This is a genomic window from Mycobacterium sp. UNC410CL29Cvi84, assembly GCF_000686745.1.
Lineage (GTDB): Bacteria > Actinomycetota > Actinomycetes > Mycobacteriales > Mycobacteriaceae > Mycobacterium > Mycobacterium mucogenicum_B.
Map to the genome: position 1 here is coordinate 491,542 of NZ_JMLM01000002.1, position 18,345 is coordinate 509,886.

The window sequence follows — 18,345 nt, forward strand, 5'->3', positions numbered from 1 at the left end:
GTTACGGGACGATTTGACGAGATCGCTGCGGCTCTTCGTCATCGGGGGCGTCGAAAGGCTGTGGCTTGAGCAAGTTTTCGGTGAGCAAGTTGGCACGCCGGCAGTGGATCGCCATCGTGGCGATTGTCGTAGTCGCCTTGGTCGCATTCAGTGTCGACCGATTGCGGGGCATCTTCGGCTCCGACAACGAGATATCGCGACCCGGATCAGAAGCCCTGGAGAACACGGGCTACAACCCGAAAAAGGTGCTGTTCGAGGTATTCGGCACGCCCGGATCCGTGGCCACCATCAACTTTCTGGACATCAATGCGCAGCCGCAGCGCGTCGAGAACGTCACCCTGCCGTGGTCGCAGGAGCTGACGACCGACGACCCGACCATGTACGCCGACCTGCGCGCCCAGGGTGACGGCAGCACCATCGGGTGCCGCATCACCGTCAACGGCATCGTCAAGGACGAAAGGTCCACGAACCACGTGAACGGATACATCTCGTGCCTGGACAAGACCGCATGAGCGAGCACCGGACCGATCCCGCCGTCGAGGGCTCCCTGCCCGCCCGCCTCATCCGCAAGCTGTCCCTACCGATCCTGCTGATCTGGATCGTCATCGCCGCCGGCTCCAACACCATCGCGCCGCAGCTCGAGGTTGTCGGCTGGGAACGCTCGGTCGGGCAGAACGCAGCCGATGCGCCGGGCATTCTCGCGATGCGACACATTGGCGAGGTCTTCCACGAATTCGATTCCGACAGTGCGGCAATGCTCGTCATCGAGGGCGACCAGCCGCTCGGGCCCGAGGCACACAACTACTACGACGGCTTGGTGAAGCGGCTCCAGGCCGACAAAGAGCACGTCGAGCACGTGCAGGACTTCTGGGGTGACCCGCTCACCGCCGGCGGCTCCCAGAGCAAGGACGGCAAGGCCGCCCTGACCCAGCTGTATCTGCGCGGCAATCAGGGCGAGGCGATGTCGAACATCTCCGTGGACGCCGTGCGCAAGATCGTCGCCGATGATCCGCCGCCGCCCGGTATCCGGGCCTACATCACCGGCGCTTCGCCATTGGTGACCGACAACTTCGAGGTCGGCAGCGCGGGCACCAACGAGGTCACCGGTGTCACGTTCCTGGTCATCGGCATCATGTTGCTCTTTGTCTACCGATCACTGGTGACGATGCTGATCGTCCTGCTGACGGTCGCCGTCGAGCTCATGGCGGCCCGCGGTGTCGTGGCCGTTCTCGCCCATGCCGGCGTCATCGGTCTGTCCACTTACGCGACGAACCTGTTGACCCTGCTGGCCATCGCGGCGGGCACCGACTACGCCATCTTCGTCGTCGGCCGCTACCAGGAGGCGCGCGGCAAGGGCATGGACCGAATATCGGCCTACCACGACATGTGGCACGGCACGGTCCACGTCATGGTGGGCTCCGGCCTGACGATCGCCGGCGCCGTCGCGTGCATGAGCTTCGCCCGGCTCCCCTACTTCCAGACCCTCGGAATCCCCGCGGCCATCGGGGTTCTCGTGACATTGGCGGCCGCGCTGACGCTGGGCCCCGCGGTCTTGTTGATCGCCACCCGCTTCGGACTGATGGAGCCCAAGGTCGCCCAGCGGGCGCGCGGCTGGCGCAAGATCGGTACCGCCATCGTGCGCTGGCCCGGACCGATCCTCGTGGTCACCGGCGCGATCGCGCTCATCGGGGTGTTCGCCCTGCCCGGCTTCGAAGTCAGCTACGACAACCGCCCGTACATCCCCGCCAGCGCACCCGGCGTCGTCGGTATGGAAGCCGCCGAAAGGCATTTCACCGAGGCCCGCATCAACCCCGAGCTCGTGATGATCGAAGCCGACCACGACATGCGGAATCCGGCGGACATGCTGATCCTCGAGCGCGCGGCCAAGGCCGTGCTGCACACACCGGGAATCGCTCTGGTGCAATCGATCACGCGCCCGCTGGGCACGCCGATCACGCACAGCTCCATCCCGTTCCAGATCAGCGCATCCAGCGCGAGCCAGATCATGAACCTGGGCTACCAGAAGGACCGGGCCAACGATCTGCTGAAGCAGGCGGGCGAGATCGACAATACGATCGGCGTGCTCAAGCAGCAGCTCTCGCTGCAGAAGCAGAGCGCGGCAGCGACCCATGAGCAGGTCGAGGCGTTCCACGACACCGTCGTCACGGTCAACGATCTGCGCAACAAGCTCGCCGATTTCGATGACCAGTTCCGACCGTTGCGGAACTACTTCTACTGGGAACCGCACTGCTTCGACATCCCCATGTGCGCGGCGCTGCGGTCGGTGTTCGACTCGCTGGACGGTATCGCCGATCTTTCCGACAAGTTCGGCAACATCACGGCCAGCCTCGACAAGTTGGACGCTCTGCAACCGCAACTGGTCGCGCTGATCCCGCCGCAGATCGCCATCCAGGAACGCAATCGTGAACTGACGCTGTCGAATTACGCGACCACGGGTGGCACCAACTCCCAGAGCGACGAGGCCCTGAAGAACGCGACGGCCATGGGCAAGGCGTTCGACGACGCCAAGAACGACGACACGTTCTACCTGCCGCCCGAGGCCTTCGACAACGCCGACTTCAAGCGCGGGCTCAAGCTGTTCCTGTCACCCGACGGCAAAGCGGCGCGCATGATCGTGACGCACCAGGGCAACCCCGCCAACCCCGAGGCCATCCCGCACATCAACGCGATCAAGGACGCGGTGTTCGATGCCCTCAAGGCGACACCCATGTCGGACGCCAAGATTTACATCGCAGGTATCGGCTCCACCAACAAGGACATTCAAGAGGGCACCAAGTACGACCTGTTGATCTCCGCACTGGCGGCAGTCGCGCTCATCCTGCTGATCATGGTGATCGTGACCCGCAGCATCGTCGCCGCGGCCGTCATCGTCGGTACCGTCGTGCTGTCGCTGGGCGCATCGATCGGTTTGTCGGTTCTGGTGTGGCAGTACATCTTCGGCATCCATCTGTACTGGGTCGTGGTGCCGCTCGCGATCATCCTGCTGTTGGCGGTCGGCGCCGACTACAACCTGCTGCTGGTGTCCCGGTTCAAAGAGGAGATGCATGCCGGCCTCAACACCGGCATCATCCGGTCGATGGGTGGCACCGGCAGCGTCGTCACGGCAGCCGGTCTGGTGTTCTCGGCGACGATGGCCGCGTTCATCTTCAGTCCACTGGTGATCCTCGGGCAGATCGGCACGACCATCGGCCTGGGTCTGCTGTTCGACACGTTGGTGGTGCGCTCGTTCATGACACCGTCGATCGCGGCACTACTGGGCAAGTGGTTCTGGTGGCCGCAGATCGTGCGCCAGCGCCCGGTTCCCGCCCAGTGGCCATCGCCGGCCCAGAAGTCCGACGACGACGACCTGTCGCTCAGCGAGCGCTGATGGAAGGGAGCTGGACGACGTGCGCGCCGGCACGTCGTCCGGAGAACACGCAGTCGGCGAGCGACAGTCCGCTCACGTAGGAGTTGGCGCAGATGCCGAGCGCGGTGCGTCCTGCTGCGAAGAGGCCGTCGATCGCTTGTCCCTCAGGGGTTTTCACGGCGCCGGTGTCTTCGTCGACGATGAGGCCGCCGAGGGTGAACATCGGGCACGGGTTGATCAGGCTGCGCTTGATCGAGATCGCGATCAGCGAGTAGGGCCCCTGTTCGATGGGGTGGACGTATTCGGCCGGCTTGCCCATCGGATCCGGGCGCCCCGCTGCCGCCGCCTCGTTGTGCTCGGCGACGGTCCGGCGCAGTCCCGCCGCGTCGACGCCCGCCTTGGCGGCGACGGCCTCGATGGTGTCGGCCTCCACGCGATCGGCCCGCAGCATCGCCTCCATCTGCAGGCGCTGGAACCAGATCGCCTGCTGCGGTAGCTGTTTGCGCGCCTGTTCGAGCAACGTGCGGTCGGCCAGGACCCAGCCCCGGCCGTTGTGGCCCTGCACCATCGCGTTGCCGATGGCTGCGCCGTACCGGGTTTCGTCGATGAAGCGCTGTCCGTGTTCGTCGACGACAAGCCCGCCGAGCATCGCACTGGGCGGCGTGATGAACCGCCACGCGGATACGTTGTCCAGGCGGTCCACGGCCGCGCCGACGTCGACAGCCAACTGCATGCCGCTACCGTCGTCCGCACTGGTGCCGAGCTGCAGGCCATCGCGATAGCCCGGAGCGTGCTGCTCGATCAGTTCGCGATTCGCGATATAGCCACCGGCACAAAGGATCACGCCTTTGCGGGCAAGGATATCGACCGTCTGGGCGTACCGGCGCTCGAGGGCGGCCAGACGCCGCTCCATCACCGCGCGCAGCGGCGGGTAGTAGATGCCCGGCTTCACGGCGAGCGCGCCGTACATCGCGTAGCGCCGCTGCACCCACGCCGGGGCGTGCGCCAAGGTGTTCGTCCGGACCCCTACGACCCGACCGGCAGCGTCGGTCAGCAGTGTGTCGGCGCGCGTGTGGAACATCGTGCGCACGCCCGCCCGGCGCGCTGACGCCGCCAGTGGGTGATAGATCTTCTTGCCCGAAGCACCCGGCCCCTTGGCCCGGTGACCGCGCTGCACCGGTGGGGTGAGCGCACGGAAGTGTCCGGAGTTCTCGCTCCCCGAGTAGTACAGGTAGTACTTGTTGTTGGGGTACGACGTCTTGTACGGGCACACCGATGCTTCGAACGGCACGCCGTGTGCGGTGAGCCAGTCGATCATCGCGGGGCTGCCGTCGACGAACCGCCGCAGTGTTTCCGGCCGCACCGAGTCGCCGACCTCGGCGTGCAGGTAGGTGTACATCGCGTCGGCACTGTCGTCGATGCCGGCCTGGCGCTGGACCCACGTGCCACCGCCGGCGTAGATGATCCCGCCGGACACCTGCGTGGCACCGCCCCCGTTGAAACGGTCGATGGCAAGAACGTCCGCGCCCTGAGCGCGCGCTTCGAGCGCCGCCGACACGCCCGCGGCTCCGTAGCCGACCACAACGACGTCTGCGGTGACGCTGCTCATGTTGATCACTCCCGACCTTGCACCTAGAACTGGTGGTTTAGACTTTGAGTACAACATATCAGTTTGGATGTCGGTTCCACGGTCCCAGAATTCCGCCGGCGTGCTGCTCGTACACTTCGATTCGTGGTTGAGCAGACGGGACGGGCCGTGCCCGCGGCGGTGGCGAGCAAGCTCTATGCCGCGGCCGACCTGATCGCCGCCAAAGGCCTGGAAAACACGAAGATCGAAGAGATCGCCGCCGCATCCGGCGTGCCGAAGGCCACGCTGTACTACTACTTCACCGGCAAGGACGACATCCTCGGTTTTCTGCTGCGGGATTCACTGGGCGACCTGGCTCGTGACGTTGCCGCTGCCGCCGACTCCGCCGGTAGCGGGCGGGAACGACTCAAAGCCGTCATCACCGCGCAGGTTGCGCACACGATGAATCGGCCGGGAACCAGCATGGCGCTGGTCGGCGACCTGGGCCGCGCCATCCGCCTCCCCGACCTGGCCTCCGCCGTCCAGGACGCGTTCTACGAACCCATCGCGCGTGTGCTCGAGGCCGGTGCCGCCGACGGCACCCTGAAACGTGTCGCGGAGCCACACACCGATGCGGTCAGCATCTTCGGCGCGGTCATGATGACAGCGCTGTTGCACAACGCCGTCGGCTCGGGAAAGACGCAGCGCGACGTCGCCGGTGCCGTCATCGACTTCGTCCTGAACGGCGTCGCGCCGGCGAGCTAGGCACGCCGCCAGCGCCGGCATCGTGCCGTGGGTGGCGATCGATACCTACCCCGGGAGTAGGAAGCACCAGGCCGATCTCCGACCGCAGCACGATCCGGGCCGCCCCCTGACCTTCATAGGCTGTTGAACACGCAGTGCGTCAATCTATTTCACGCACGGACAAGAAGGTTCACAGTGACCACCGCAGCAACTACCCGGGCCGCAATCGCGCGAGCCGTGGTCATCTCAGCGGCAATGAGTGCAACCTTGACGACGGTGGCCACGTCGGCATCCGCATCGCCTGCCCATCGGATGCTCCTGCTCGCCAACATGCACACGTGCGACTTTCAACTGGTGACTACGCAATTGGGTCGCGCGAGCGCAAGACCCTTCGCCGAGATCACCTCGGATGGGCACATCGCGGTCGCGCACATCGACGTGACGAACGGCGCCGACGACGCGCGCTACGTCGTGCGGGTGATCCCCGCACCACACGCGGCGCTGGGCTGCCTGGCCGGTGATCCCAGCATCACCACCGGTACACTCGTCACCGATGCCTACGGCAGCGGCAGCGTCACACTGCAGGCGCCCATCCCGGCCGGCACCACCGGCTTGTGGCTGGCAGTGGACCTGCCGTCGGCTCACTCGCAAGTTCCGGCGGAGTTCTACAGCAGCAACTACATCGCGCCGGTCTGATCAGTACGAACCATCGCGCGTGACAACAACTTTCATCGTGGGCTCCGCCAGTGCGTCGATGGCGTCGTCCCACGCGGCATGGGTGGTGGTGACGAGCGTGGGGTCGAACTCGCCGGCTGCGACGAGTTTCAGCACCTCGGGAATCGCCGGGCGGACGTGTGCACGTCCGGCGTGCAGGGTGCAGCAGCGCGAGTACATCGCGAACATCGGGATCTGCGGATCCTGAAGGTACACAGAGGTACTCGTGCACACCCCATCGGCAGCGGTGCTGTTCAGCGCACAACGAAGTCCGGCTTCGGTGCTACTGGAGTCCACCGTGATCGCGAAACTGCCGACCTTTCGGGCCGGTACACCGTCCACCACCGCCGCACTGTATTTCTCCGCGATGGACAGCCGCTGCGGGTCGGTGTCGACATAGGTCACCGATCCGGCCCCCGCCGCCACTGCGAGCCCAACCGCATACAGCCCGATCGAGTGCGGCCCGCCCGCGCCGCCGACCACCAGGACTTCCGCGCTTGGCTCAGCGGCTAGTTGAGGCCCGACGGCCCGCCAGGCGTCCGGGATGTTGTCGCTGGCACTGGCGACGACGGCGGGGTCGACGCCGTGCGGCACGGGGACCAGCATGGCGTCGGCGTGCGGAACCCGGACCCGATCAGCGAGCAGACCGCCCCACTGCAGCCCGCCCATCTGCCCCAGCCCGAACGTCGACATCCTGGGATGGCTCGCACAGTTGCCGGTGCGCCCGCGTCGGCACGGTTCGCAAGTGCCGCATGAGATTTGGAACGGTACGACGACCAGATCCCCGATCGCCACGCTGTGTACGTCGGCGCCGATTTCGATGACCTCAGCGACACCTTCATGCCCCAACGGATACGGACCCGGCAAGGGATAGCTGCCCCGGAGGACGAGCGTGTCGAGGTCGCATGTCGCGACCGCCACCGGCCGAACGATGGCCTCCCCGGGGCCGGTGAGTACCGGGGCGGCGACATCATCCCACCGCAACGAGCCGGTACCGAGCAAGGTCAGAGACTGCATCAATGACATAGGACGAGTGTCTTATTATGACGTTTGTCTTGTCAAGCTATTCTTTCTCGATGCCCCGCATCTCCGATTCGCGCGATCGCATCGTCCGCTCGGCCGCAACGCTGTTCCGGCGTCAGGGTTTTGCCGCCACGGGATGGCGTCAGGTCATTGCCGAAAGCAGCGCACCATGGGGATCGCAGGCCCACCACTTCCCCGGCGGCAAAGAGCAATTGGCCGTCGATGCGTTGACCGGCGCGGCGGCGGAGTACGAGCAGATGCTGCGGTACGCGATGTCACAGCACGGGCCGGCCGACGCCGTCCGCATGTGGACCAAAGTCGGTGCGCGCGAACTCGAACGCAGCGGCTGGGCGGACGGCTGCCCGATCGCCACGGTGGCCCTCGAAACCTCCGCCCAGTCCGAGACGATCGGCGCGGTGTGCGATCGAGCTTTCACCAGCTGGCGGAAGGTGATCGCCGAAGCCCTGACCGCGGCAGGGCTGTCAGGTGACGAGGCCGCCGACGTGGCCCTGACCGTGTTGGCCGGAATAGAAGGCGGGCTCCTACTCGCCCGCGCGGGCCGCGACGGCAGCGCGCTGATCACGGTCGGTCAGCAGTTGGCCGGACTCATCGAGTCGCGGATCGCCGCCGTAGCCGGGGCCTAGGGTATTCCGCCTAGGACGCACCGATTCCCTTGACGAGCAGGACGACGGCATCCGACCCGGCCCGGCGGTCGACCGAGATTTCCTGATACTCAGGTGAATTCGCCCATTCACGGAACGACGACTCGTCGGGGAACGACATCAGGACCACCTTCTCGCGATCCCAGTCGCCTTCGATGACCGCGGGCGCCTCGTCGGCGGCGAGGATGGTTCCCGCGTACTTCGCGAAGACGCCCATGAACCGGCTGTGATACCTGTCGTAGGCGGGCCGATCCGTAAACCGAAGCTGCGCAATGGCATACACCGTCATGCAGGCACGGTACCCCGTCGGCGCCGTCAGACTCCGGTCCAGGCGCTGGCAATCCGCTTGCCGATGTCGACGACTTTCGCCTGCTGCGCCTCGGGCGCTTCGATCCGGCGGCCCACCTGCTTGGCGATGACGCGCTTGATCTCCGAGTCGACATCGGCCACGATCCGCAGGAGCTCGCCCCGCAGCGTCTGGGACGTCACGTTGACGGTGATGTCTTTGCGATGCGGCTTCGGGATATCGATGATCAGCAGCAGCGGTTCCGCGGCGCGTGCGGTTGCAATCAGCGCGATCTCGCCCGTCACCTCGAACCGGGAGCGGTCCACGCGCAGGTCGATGAGCAGATCGATGTCCAGCGGAATGCGAACGTCGAACGCGATCATGTCGCCGTCTCTACGTGTCACCTGTGGTTGCTCGATGCTGACCCGCGCCGTCACCCGCGCGATCCCGGCCGGCCCCGCGGGAAACGGCCCGAGCTCGAAGGTGTCGCCGGCCATCGTGCCGAAGCCCTCGGCCACGCGGTCAGCGGTGACCGCGATCTCGAAGAACTTTCGGCCGAACTCCTCGTACGTGGCGTAGTCGTGCGTCGACATGGGCACCGGGTCAGTCGACGGTGTGCACGATCAAGATGTCGATCTTGGCCTTACGCGCAACGTCGGCAGGCACCGAGCCCAACAGGCGTCCCGCTGTCGTGTTCAGTCCGACATCGCCGACGACGATCAGGTCGGCGTCGACGTCTCGTGCCAGCGTGGTCAGCGCTTCGACGGGTGCACCGATCACCGACCGCTCCACGACGTCCTGTGCGCCCGCGCCACGCGCGAGTTCGCCGGCGTCGCGGAGAATCTCGTACACGTGCGCGTCACCGTGCACCCGGTATCCGGCGTCACGCCCGAGGACATCCTCGGCCCGCCGATCACTGGCCTTTTCCGGTGCGGCCGCTCGCGCCCAGCTCCCCTTCTCGACTTCGTGGAAATGGGCCGTCGCAATCACCAGTTTGGCGCCCTGCTGAGCGGCGAACGTGGCGGCGTGCTCGACTGCCTTCATCGACGAGTCTGAGCCGTCAGTCCCGACGAGAACGGTCCGATAGCTGCCCATGGCTGTCTCCTTACGGGAGTGAGGTCGAGACGACACTAGCGCGGATACGCCGGTTGACGTGGGCTTTTGACGTTCATCGCCGGTGGGCGACGCCAGCAGCTCCCCCGTTCGGTGGACAGCGATTTCGTCCCCCTCGTCAACCGTTCGCCCGACAGACCCGCGGCGGCCCGAGCGAGACGCTGTAGGCATCGCTGAACCGCGAGGCCACCGACTCGTCCGGGAAGGACATCACCATGACCGCCATGTCGATCGACACCATCGGACCGGAGCCGGTCGACCGCCCGGACGTCGCCCGATCCGCTGCCAAACGCCGCGTGATCATCCGGACCGTCCTCGAGATCGGCACCCCGTTGGTCGCCTTCTACGGCCTTCGTGCCACCGGGCATTCCGAGTACTTCGCATTGTTGGCCGCGACGATCGTCGCCGGTATCCCGGTGGCAAACGGGCTTGTGAAAGCTCGTCAGCTCGATCCGTATTCCGGATACCTCATGTTGATGTTCGGCCTGACCCTGGCGGTCGCACTGGTCACCACCGATCCCCGGCTGGTGCTGGCCGGGCAGACGCTCGTCGGCGGCGTGGCGGCCGCGGTGTTCCTGGCGAGCTGCGTGCTCGGAAAGCCCATGACGCACTTCGTCGCAGCCCGATTCATGCCGGCGGCCACGACGCACACCCCGACCGCCGCACTGCACGCGTTGCACATCCGGCTGAGTGCCGTGGTCGGCGTCGGCCTGCTGATTCAGGTCGCCGTCCTGCTGGGCATCATCTTCACGTTCCCGTTCGACGTCGCCAACGGCTTGGTCAACGTCGTCGGGTCCGTCGTCGTTCTGGTCATCGGCGCGGTGGTGGCCCTCATGGTCCGTCGCTTCAAGCAGTCCTTGGCCGGCTGAGCCGGCGCTGCCGCAACAGACCCTGCGCCGCTTCGACGCAGGGTCTGAGCCGTTCTGCGGGGCCGACGCCGGCCAACGCCAGTGCGCGTTGTGGTACTTCCAGTCCGATGACGACGTCGTCGGGAAGTGCCGCAAGGATTTCCGCCAGCGGCAGCTCACCCTCCCCCGGCACCATCCGTTCGAACATGGCTTCTTCGGCATAGTTGTCGGTCTGTGGCGCCAGGGTGGTGTCGCAGAGTTGCGCGTAACCGATCCGGTCTGGAGTGAGCGCGGAGATGTCCCCGGCGCCCGAACCCGACCGCACCAGGTGCATGGTGTCGACGAGGAGCCGGACGTCGGGCCGCGAAACCTGTTGGAGCACAGCAATTGCAGTGGACAGATCACCGATCGTCAGGCCTGGCACGGGTTCGATGACGGTCTCGATCTGCCGCTGGGCGGCGAGTTCTGCAAGGGTGCCCACCTGATCGCAGGTGCGGTCGAGGTCCGGATCGAGGCTGACCACGTTGATGCGCGGCACCCCCAGCTCGGCCATCAGGTCGAGATCCCGCGCGAATGACCGCATGTCGGCGCCGGGCAGCACGAGGAATCCGTCCCCCAGCGAGATGCTGACGCCGCGGTGATCCATGGCGGCCAGCAGGTCTGCCCGCAGCCGACTGTCGTCCAGGAGCGAGAACGGTGGATAGCCCAGTGGCAGCACGGCGAGGGTCCGGAGGAAGACCGTGATGTACCGGCACCCGAGATCCGCGGCCAGATCCACGAATTCGAGGGGCGGCAGGCCGAATGCACTCAGTGCCTCGATGCCGAGCCGATCCCCAGGCGGTGTCATGCCGGCTCCCGCACCGGAAGTCCGGCGGCCCGGTAGACGGCATCGATGACGGTCATGTTCTCGACCGCATCCTGTGGCGTGGTCTTGACCGGTTCGCCGCGCAATACCGCACCGGCGAAGGCGTCCAGCTGATAGCTGTAGGACGCGCGCCGTGGAAATCGTTCCACGCGTTTGCCGTTCGCGGTGCGGACCGCGAGGCGGTGGTACAGCTGGGGCAGCACGGGATTGAGGACCCGCAGCTCGCCGTGCTCTCCGATGACCCGCGCGCTCATCGCGAGCAGGCTCGTCGACCACATACTGCAGCGCATGCGGCCGGTGTGCCCTGCGGGGTAACGCAATTCGGCCGTCATGGCGCGGTCGACCTGCCCGTCCCGGAGTTTCGCCTGCGCCGATACCACCTCGGGAGTACCGCCGCCGAAGATGCGCGCCATGTGGATGGCGTAGCAGCCGCCGTCCATCGTCGCGCCACCAGCGAGCGCGTAGTTGTACCGGATGTCGGAGAACTTGGGCAGCGGAAAGCACATCGCCGTCTCGACGTGCTGCAGCTTCCCCAATTCACCTGAGCCGATGATCTCCTCCACTCGCAGCGCCAGCGGGTGGTAGCGGTAGTGGAACGCCTCCATCACCACGGGGTCTGTCGCCGCCGCCCGCTGTGCGATGTCCTGGGCCTCAGTTGCGTTGGCGGTGAACGGTTTTTCGCAGAGCACATGTTTACCGGCGTCGAGGGCGGCCCGGATCCACCTGCCGTGCAGGCCATTCGGTAGCGGGATGTACACCGCGTCCACCTCGGGATCCGCGATCAGCGCGTCGTAACTCCCATATGCGGTACCGATGCCGTGACGCGCGGCGAACTGGTCGGCCCGCGCGGTGTCACGTGCGGCCACCGCCGCCACGACGACATCGCTGCGGCCCCTCGCCGGTTTGATGAGCGCCAGCGGCGCGATCCGGGCCGCACCGAGAACGCCGATCCGCACCGGCGGGGCCGTCGCCGTCACCTGCTGCCGCCCAACAGGTCTCGTGACTGCAGTGCCAGCCACAGCTGCGCGATATCGGCGGTATCGGTCAGATGGGCACCGGTGAGTTCTTCAACTTTGTGGATGCGGTAGAGCACCGTCTGGCGGTGCACGTTCATCGCTTCGGCAGTGCGCTGCCACGACCGTTGGTTGGCCAAGAACGCCTCCAGAGTTTCGACGAGCCCCGTCCGGTGCTGCGCATCGTGTTCGATGAGCGGACCCAACCACCGCTCCACCATGGCCTGGGCATCGTCCACCCCACCCACGCCCAACCACGAGGTGGCGCTGCCGTACCGAACCAGTCGCGCGTCGGTCCGTTGCGCGGTGCCCAGCGCCCAGGTCGCTTCGCGCGCCGATTCCGCGGAACGAGCCACCGATTGCAGCGCCCGGCTGGCACCGACCCTGGCGTTCGGACCGAGCGATGCGACGATGGCGTCGACGGCTTCGTCGGTACCGGGGACGACGGCGTGGGCGACGCCCGAACGAAATGCCGTCACGTGCGGAATCCGGCGGCGCCACAACGCCACATGGAGATCCCGTAGCCGTCGTTCATCGGCACCGGTTGCCGAGACGAACACCGAGTGCGTCGGATCGAGTCCCAGGGACAGCAATTGGCGACGCCCGCCCCGGCGGTCGATACTGCCGTCCATGAGCTGGGCCGTGAGCTCGGCGCCGGAGCGGCGGGTGTGTTCGAGCGCCAGGTGCGTCTGAGACAGCTCGAGGGCCACGACTGTCGCCGCATGCTGGATGAGCACGCCGTCGAGGGCCACGCCGCCCTCGCGGATGACCGCCAGGACCGCGTTGTCGTGCGTGGGCACCTCGCCGACCAGGACCTCGACGCCGCTGGGCGTCAGCACCGACCGGGCACCGGCGACCAGGGTGCCCTGTGACGCCGTCCGGACCGTGGCTTTCACATCGTCGGGCGGGTGCGGGCCATCGGGGTGATACGCCTCGGCGGTCACGCGATCGCAGACGAAGACCGGGCACCGCAGCTCCTTGGTGAGGGCATCGGCGGTACGCGACCGGGCCACATCGCCACCGGTGGTCCGGCGCAGTGCGTCGTAGATACGTGCCGTCCGCATGAGGCGCTGAGACTGTTCGAGGAGCGTGGCCTCGGCGATGGCCCGCGAAATCGCCACGAAGGGCATGGGATAGCGGATCCAGAGCACCGGCAGCCCGAGGCGTTCACTGGCCTGCGTGAATCGTTGGGTGAGCTTCGGGCAGTACATCTGCTCGCCGATGGCCAGCCCGCTGGCGCCGATCCGGTGCAGTTCGTCGAGCAGTTGTTCCTGGCCGTCGGCGTCGGCGGGAAACGACATGCCGTTGGTCATCAACAACTCACCGCTGCTGACCCATTGCCACGGTTCGGGCAGATCCGACGTGTGCGTCCAGGTGACCTGACGGTCCAGACCTGCCTTGCCCGAATGCAGCCGAAGCTGAAGGTGCGGCATGTCCAGCAGTTCGCGAACGGTGATGCTCACCGGCTAACCGTATCTCGCGACACGATCACCGAACGCGATTGCGGACGACTGGCTTATGGCGTGACCTCCGCGGCGACCGCCACCGGAAGGGCGTCGGCGCGCTTCTGCCACAGTTTGATCAGGCCGAGATAGATGAAGAAACTCGCCACCGTGCCAACGACCCACGCGGTATCAATGCCACCGATCCTGTTGGCGACCGGGCCCGTGTAGATAGCCGTTGACATGAACGGGATTTGGATCACGAAGCCGAGGAAGTAGCTGAGGACAGCCGGTACGTTGAAGGCGCCGTAGCCGCTCTTCGGGTCACTGAACGACGCCGGGTCGTAGTCGCCGTGCTTCACCATGTAGTAGTCGATCAGGTTGACGACGCTCCACGGGATCAGCAGGTACATCAGGATGCTGATGAAGTTGGAGTACTCGGCCAAGAAGTTGTCGGTCAAGCTGATGGCAGCGACGAAGACCGCGATCCCGATCACCGCCGCGACGACATTGCGGGCCGACGACTTGGGCGACCATGTCAATTTGAAGGCCTGGATACAGGTCAGCGTGCACAACGATGATCCGTACATGTTGATGACGCCGGCGTCGATGGCGCCGAAGAAGAACACCAGCATCACGAAGACGAAAACTGGACCAGGCATGATGCTCGACAGATTCGCCAGCTGGGCATCAGCGCCCAATCCGGCAACCAGGAGCGCACCGACGATCATCGCGCCTACGGCGCCGAAAAAAGTGCCGGCGTAGGTGTACCAGAACGCAGCACGCGACGAGGTCGACTTCGGTAGGTAGCGCGAGTAGTCGGAGACATACGGCGCATACGACAGCTGCCAGATCCCGGCAACCGAGGCCATGCTCAGGAAGCCGATCCAATTGAAGGAGCCGCCGGCACCGCTGCCGGGGTGGTGGTGCAGTGCGGCGCTGGACGTATAGACCAAAGTGAGCACCAGGGCCACGGCCGAGACCAATACCATCACCCGGTTCAGCCGGAGGATGAGCTGGTAGCCGATCACCACGGTGGCCACGGTGAGCAGGGTGCTGATGGCAACTGCGGCAGTGGTATTCAGCGACGTGAAGACCGCGCACAGGGTCTGCTGTGCCAACACCATCAGGGCGACGATCCAGCCGATATAGGCGAATATCACCACCACGATGACGAGCAGTGATCCGTACATGCCGAATTGCGCGCGCGCCTGGATCATCTGCGGTACGCCGAGGCCCGAACCCTGTACCGAATGCAGGGCCATGAACACCGCGCCGATGGCACTGCCGACGATGACGGCGATGATCGTGGATTTGACGTCCAGCTTGTAGATCGTCGGGCCGAGAAGGCCGGTCACCACCGCGAGCGGGATGATCTGGACGGTGAACCAGAACGAGAAGAGGTGTCGGACCTGTCCGGTGCGCTGGGATTCCGGCACCGGTTGAATTGTCAGAGTTTCGACCCTCGAGCCACTGTCATGCGGCATGGGACACGTCCTTATACGTTGGGGTGATGATGATTTCAGGATGTTCGGTGAAGAACGGCAGGATCAGCGGATGACGAAGCCGCGGTCGACGACGGTCTCGAGCATCTCGATGTACGTGTCCGTGTCGTCGCGGGCGACGCGTGGTGCCGCGTCGTACGGCATCGCGGATTTGACTGCGGGACTGAGGAAATAGGCCCCTGCGGCGAGAACGGTGAGTGCCTCGAACTGCTCGGGCTGCCCGATCGCAAGATCGTCGAGCGCGGTTTCGGGGTCTTTTCCGGCGCTGGAGTCCAGTGCGGCGGTGAGATCGTCGACGAGGTCGTGCCGGTAGCGCAGCACCTGATCGAGCAGGACGCCGGAGACCTCTGCCGTGGTGGCCGACGGCATGGTGTCGCTTGCGGGGATGAGCGCTTCAGCCAAGGTGGCGAACACCTGGCGCTGTTCGGAAGTGAGCATGGTTCTTCCTCAGAATGCCGTCGGGATGCTGGAGCGGGTTTCGGCCAGATGCCGCATGGAGCGCAGGGCGACGGCCATGATCGTGGCGGTGGGATTCATGCCGGTGGAGGTGACCATGGTGCTGCCGTCGATGATGAACAGGTTCGGGATGTCGTGGGTGCGGCCCCATTCGTCGACGACGGACTTGGCCGGGTCGGTGCCCATCTTGGTGGTGCCCAGCAGGTGCCAGGCGCTGTGCCGCACGACCGGAACCGGGTGCACCTCAACGGCTCCCGCGGCCTCATGCGCCTCGATGGCGCGTGCGACGTTGAAGTCGAGCATCCGCTGACAGTTCTCGCCGATCTCGTAGTGGATCTTGGCGGCGGGGATGCCGTCGGAGTCCGTGACGTCGGGATCCAGTGTGACCGTGTTGGATTCGTCGGGCAGGTCCTCGGTGGTGATGCCCCATTCGGTGTAGCGGCCGAACGTGCGCGCCAGGCGCGGATGGAAGTTGGCGCCAAAGCTGTCACGCCAGTTGCTGCCCGGCTCCCACAACGTCTGGGCCAGCGGGCCGCCGGTGGGCATCAGGTTCCACTTGGCGCCGCGCACGAAGCCGCGGCTGGTGTCGGTCTCGTAGAACTGCAGCGACTGCAGCGCTTGGCCGGCAGGGCCGAGCCACGTCTCCAGGTCTTCGTCGTAGGCGCCGTAGACCGACGCGTAGGGATGGGTCATCAGCCGCTTGCCGACGAGGCCAGAAGAGTTGGCCAGGCCGTCGGTTGCGGAGTTCAGCAGGAGGCGCGGCGTGCCGATTCCGTTGGCCGCCAACACCGTTACCCGCGCGCCCTGGTGCCGCAGGGTGCCCTTGCGGTCGATGTATTCGGCGCCGGTGACCAGGCCCTTCTTGTTCGTCGTCAGGCGGCTCACGCGGGCACCGGTGACCAACTGCACGCCGAGTTTGATCGCGTCGCGCCAGTGGGTGATGTCGGTGCTGGCCTTGGCGCCGACCGGACACCCGGATTCGCAGGCGCCGTAGCGCTGGCAGCCTTCCTGGTTCTTGTACTTGCGGGAGGCGATGGCGTTGGGCGCGGGCCACCAGTGCCAGCCCAGCTTGTCCATGCCTTTGGCGGCGACGAGGCCGTACTTGCCGATGGGCAACGGCGGCAGCGGGAACGTGTGCGAATCGGGATAGGCCGGATCGCCTTCCAGACCGGAGGCGCCGATGTGGTGGGTGACCTCGTCGAGGAACGGGCGCAGATCGTCGTACGTGAACGGCCAGTCCTCGGCGACCCCGTCGAGGGTCTTGACCCGGAAGTCCGACGGCATGGGCCGTACCCAGTGCCCGGAGAACATGATGGTGCTGCCACCAACGCCGTTGAACATCAACGGTTCCACCGGGCTCTCGCTGCTGTCGATCGGGTAGTCGGCTTGGTTCTGCCGGACATTGGGGCTGGCGTTCCACTGCTTGAGCCGGGTCAGTTCCCACTCGGGCTTGCCGGCGGTGAAATCGTCGGGCAGGTTCCAGCCGCCCTGTTCCAGGCAGACGACCTTCAGGCCCTGCTGGGCCAGTTCGAGGGCCGCCACGCCACCGGACGCGCCGGCCCCGATGATCAGGACGTCGGGCTCGTCGTCGATGTGTTGTGTGTTCACCAGTCGCACTCCAAGTCGGTCACTTCTGTTGGTCAATGATGCGTGGATCACACCCGCGCAGTGAGCGCGAATCCGCACAAGCCCATGAAGTCGCCTTGTGCAATCGCACAAGGTCAGACAACGAGCCTCGACAGTTCATCCGTTGCCGCCGGTAGAGCAGCGACGGCAATGTGATCAGCACGGCGAACGCCAAGGAAAAGGAAGACAACGATGACCACACTCGTCACCGGCGGCCGCGGCTTTGTGGGCCGCCATCTGGTGGACCAACTACTGGCCGACGGTGAGCGGGTCATCATGTACAACCGCGACTACTCCGTAGACCCCCGAGCCGGAGTAGTCGCGGTTCTTGGCGAGCTGTTCGACATCCCCCGTCTCACCGAGACGCTGCGCGCGTACGAGGTGGATCGCATCATCCATACCGCGGGACAGAGCCACCCCGCGCTGTCGATCGAGCTGCCGGTGACCACGTTCGCCGCGAACGCCGATGGGACACTTGCGGTTTACGAAGCGGCGCGGATGACGGGCGTGCGCCGGATCGTCTTCTTCTCCTCGGAATGCGCCCTGGGCAACATCACCGAGCCAGGCCCCGTCACCGAGGACATCAAGCCTGCGCCGACCACCGTGTACGGCGTGACCAAGGTGACCGGCGAGATGCTGGGCAGCGCCTACAACTCGCTGTACGGCATGGAGATCGTCTCGCTGCGCATCACCGAGGTGTACGGCCCCGGGCTCTGGATGCCCAGCCTGCTCGGCGACATGATCCGGGCCGGGCTGCGCGGCGAGACGTTCACCCTCGAGTCCGGCGGTGACCATGGTTTCCAGTTCGTGCATGTCGAAGACGTCGCCACCGCAGCCCGGCTGGCCTCCACCACCGACACGCTGACCCAGCAGGCCTACTTCGTCTCGGGCGGCGACCGTATGACGGTGTTCGAGACCGCCGCGCTGCTCCAGAAATACCTACCGGAGGCCCGCTTCGAGATCGGCCCGGGCTACCTGCCCGACTGGGACCGTCAAGTGCAGTTCGATCTGTCCCGCTCCACCCGCGACCTCGGTTACGAGCCGGCATGGGAGCTCGAGAAAGGCCTGCAATCACAGATCGACTGGATCCGGTCCACTGAGCAACTCTGACGAA

At 65.9% G+C, this 18,345-nt stretch carries 18 protein-coding genes; 7 read left to right on the forward strand and 11 right to left on the reverse strand.

The features are described 5' to 3' along the window. The first annotated feature begins 80 nt into the window (after nucleotides 1-80). Together BR47_RS0106045 and BR47_RS29875 are read left to right on the forward strand one after the other, a co-directional pair. Nucleotides 81-512, forward strand: coding sequence for an MmpS family transport accessory protein (locus BR47_RS0106045; RefSeq protein ID WP_225433674.1), 432 nt, complete (start codon nucleotides 81-83; stop codon nucleotides 510-512). Next, complete coding sequence (locus BR47_RS29875) at nucleotides 509-3,388, forward strand: MMPL/RND family transporter (protein ID WP_020100437.1); 2,880 nt, start codon at nucleotides 509-511, stop codon at nucleotides 3,386-3,388. The genes BR47_RS0106045 and BR47_RS29875 overlap by 4 nt, the downstream gene beginning before the upstream one ends. Here BR47_RS29875 and BR47_RS0106055 read toward each other — a convergent pair. Then, nucleotides 3,375-4,976, reverse strand: a complete 1,602-nt coding sequence (locus BR47_RS0106055; protein WP_029118905.1) for an FAD-binding protein — start codon at nucleotides 4,974-4,976, stop codon at nucleotides 3,375-3,377. The two genes, BR47_RS29875 and BR47_RS0106055, sit on opposite strands and share 14 nt — an antisense overlap. 123 nt (nucleotides 4,977-5,099) lie before the next feature. On the opposite strand from BR47_RS0106055, the gene BR47_RS0106060 reads away from it, so the two are divergent. Next, nucleotides 5,100-5,699 (forward strand): TetR/AcrR family transcriptional regulator, encoded by a 600-nt coding sequence (locus tag BR47_RS0106060; RefSeq protein ID WP_036426736.1) that lies wholly within the window; start codon nucleotides 5,100-5,102, stop codon nucleotides 5,697-5,699. A gap of 234 nt (nucleotides 5,700-5,933) precedes the next feature. After that, nucleotides 5,934-6,374: a hypothetical protein gene (locus tag BR47_RS29880; RefSeq protein ID WP_231506667.1), complete on the forward strand. Its 441-nt coding sequence runs from the start codon at nucleotides 5,934-5,936 to the stop codon at nucleotides 6,372-6,374. Here the strand turns inward: BR47_RS29880 and BR47_RS0106070 are convergent, their stop codons facing one another. After that, nucleotides 6,375-7,409, reverse strand: coding sequence for a zinc-dependent alcohol dehydrogenase (locus BR47_RS0106070; protein WP_036426855.1), 1,035 nt, complete (start codon nucleotides 7,407-7,409; stop codon nucleotides 6,375-6,377). It lies immediately after the preceding gene. Nucleotides 7,410-7,468: 59 nt separating this feature from the next. Between BR47_RS0106070 and BR47_RS0106075 the strand changes: the two genes are divergently transcribed. Continuing rightward, complete coding sequence (locus BR47_RS0106075) at nucleotides 7,469-8,059, forward strand: TetR/AcrR family transcriptional regulator (protein ID WP_029118908.1); 591 nt, start codon at nucleotides 7,469-7,471, stop codon at nucleotides 8,057-8,059. Nucleotides 8,060-8,069: 10 nt separating this feature from the next. Here BR47_RS0106075 and BR47_RS0106080 read toward each other — a convergent pair whose 3' ends face one another. From BR47_RS0106080 to BR47_RS0106090, 3 genes are read right to left on the reverse strand one after another with little or no spacing between them, the layout of a single operon-like run. Beyond that, the gene (locus tag BR47_RS0106080; protein ID WP_029118909.1) at nucleotides 8,070-8,366 is read right to left on the reverse strand and encodes a DUF1330 domain-containing protein; all 297 of its coding nucleotides are present in this window, start codon (nucleotides 8,364-8,366) and stop codon (nucleotides 8,070-8,072) included. A 26-nt stretch (nucleotides 8,367-8,392) separates the two neighbouring features. Next, nucleotides 8,393-8,956: a hypothetical protein gene (locus tag BR47_RS0106085; protein WP_020100444.1), complete on the reverse strand. Its 564-nt coding sequence runs from the start codon at nucleotides 8,954-8,956 to the stop codon at nucleotides 8,393-8,395. 10 nt (nucleotides 8,957-8,966) lie between these two features. Beyond that, nucleotides 8,967-9,458, reverse strand: a complete 492-nt coding sequence (locus BR47_RS0106090) for a universal stress protein (protein ID WP_029118910.1) — start codon at nucleotides 9,456-9,458, stop codon at nucleotides 8,967-8,969. Between the two features lie 233 nt (nucleotides 9,459-9,691). Here BR47_RS0106090 and BR47_RS29885 point away from each other — a divergent pair, with 233 nt between their 5' ends. After that, nucleotides 9,692-10,345: a VC0807 family protein gene (locus tag BR47_RS29885; RefSeq protein WP_051634633.1), complete on the forward strand. Its 654-nt coding sequence runs from the start codon at nucleotides 9,692-9,694 to the stop codon at nucleotides 10,343-10,345. On the opposite strand, the gene BR47_RS0106105 is transcribed toward BR47_RS29885, so the two are convergent. The 6 genes from BR47_RS0106105 to BR47_RS0106130 form a co-directional block, all read right to left on the reverse strand. After that, nucleotides 10,323-11,171, reverse strand: a complete 849-nt coding sequence (locus BR47_RS0106105) for a sugar phosphate isomerase/epimerase family protein (protein ID WP_029118911.1) — start codon at nucleotides 11,169-11,171, stop codon at nucleotides 10,323-10,325. The genes BR47_RS29885 and BR47_RS0106105 overlap by 23 nt on opposite strands. Continuing rightward, nucleotides 11,168-12,166, reverse strand: coding sequence for a Gfo/Idh/MocA family protein (locus BR47_RS0106110; protein WP_020100449.1), 999 nt, complete (start codon nucleotides 12,164-12,166; stop codon nucleotides 11,168-11,170). The genes BR47_RS0106105 and BR47_RS0106110 overlap by 4 nt, the downstream gene beginning before the upstream one ends. Continuing rightward, nucleotides 12,163-13,665, reverse strand: a complete 1,503-nt coding sequence (locus BR47_RS0106115; protein WP_020100450.1) for a PucR family transcriptional regulator — start codon at nucleotides 13,663-13,665, stop codon at nucleotides 12,163-12,165. The genes BR47_RS0106110 and BR47_RS0106115 overlap by 4 nt, the downstream gene beginning before the upstream one ends. Nucleotides 13,666-13,718: 53 nt before the next feature. Continuing rightward, on the reverse strand, nucleotides 13,719-15,083 hold the full coding sequence (locus tag BR47_RS0106120) for a purine-cytosine permease family protein (protein WP_231506668.1): 1,365 nt from the start codon (nucleotides 15,081-15,083) through the stop codon (nucleotides 13,719-13,721). Between the two features lie 111 nt (nucleotides 15,084-15,194). Next, nucleotides 15,195-15,587 (reverse strand): hypothetical protein, encoded by a 393-nt coding sequence (locus tag BR47_RS0106125; protein WP_020100452.1) that lies wholly within the window; start codon nucleotides 15,585-15,587, stop codon nucleotides 15,195-15,197. Nucleotides 15,588-15,596: 9 nt separating this feature from the next. Then, nucleotides 15,597-17,222 (reverse strand): GMC family oxidoreductase, encoded by a 1,626-nt coding sequence (locus BR47_RS0106130; RefSeq protein ID WP_029118913.1) that lies wholly within the window; start codon nucleotides 17,220-17,222, stop codon nucleotides 15,597-15,599. Between the two features lie 201 nt (nucleotides 17,223-17,423). On the opposite strand from BR47_RS0106130, the gene BR47_RS0106135 reads away from it, so the two are divergent. After that, complete coding sequence (locus BR47_RS0106135) at nucleotides 17,424-18,341, forward strand: NAD-dependent epimerase/dehydratase family protein (protein ID WP_029118914.1); 918 nt, start codon at nucleotides 17,424-17,426, stop codon at nucleotides 18,339-18,341. The last annotated feature ends 4 nt before the right edge of the window (nucleotides 18,342-18,345 follow it).